This is a genomic window from Oleiphilus sp. HI0132, from assembly GCF_001635845.1.
The window spans coordinates 1-550 of sequence record NZ_LWGJ01000052.1 but is presented as its reverse complement, the minus strand read 5'-3'; the positions used below and the strand labels follow the sequence as shown (position 1 = coordinate 550).

The 550-nt window shown below is 48.2% G+C and carries 1 protein-coding gene; it reads right to left on the bottom strand.

Translation table 11 applies throughout. The features are described 5' to 3' along the window. Window positions 1-531, bottom strand: a 531-nt coding sequence (locus tag A3766_RS00830; protein ID WP_231882802.1) for a DEAD/DEAH box helicase family protein, incomplete at its 3' end; no start/stop codon positions are given. Between the last annotated feature and the right edge of the window lie 19 nt (window positions 532-550).

Below are 550 nucleotides of genomic sequence, written 5' to 3'. Positions count from 1 at the left end.
ATCACCTTCGCTGCGGTTAATACGCCCCACCACACCTTCTACCGAGGTAAACTGCGAGATGGTTTCTTGCAGCTGATCATCCAGCACGGTTCTGTCAGTGACCACAATCACCGAATCAAACAGTTTGTTACCTTCTGCGGTATGAATGCTGGATAACTGATGCGCCGACCAGGCAATGGAGTTGGATTTACCGGAACCGGCACTGTGTTGTATCAGATACTTATTACCTGGGCCTTCGGTAAGGGCAGCATCAACCAATTTGGTGACCACATCCCACTGGTGGTAACGCGGGAAGATTAATGTCTCTTTCTTGTACTTACGCCCTTCCCAGTCTTCCTTTTCTTCGATTTGTAAATGCACAAAACGGGCAAGAATATTCAGCAGGTTATCGGGCTGTAACACCTCATTCCATAAATAATCGGTGGCGTACTGATTCACATCCTTAGGTACATCGTTACCGGCTCCACCATCCTTGGTGCCTTTGTTAAAGGGTAAAAAGAAGGTGTCTTCCCCTTCGAGGCGCGTGGCCATATACACTTCATACTGGCTG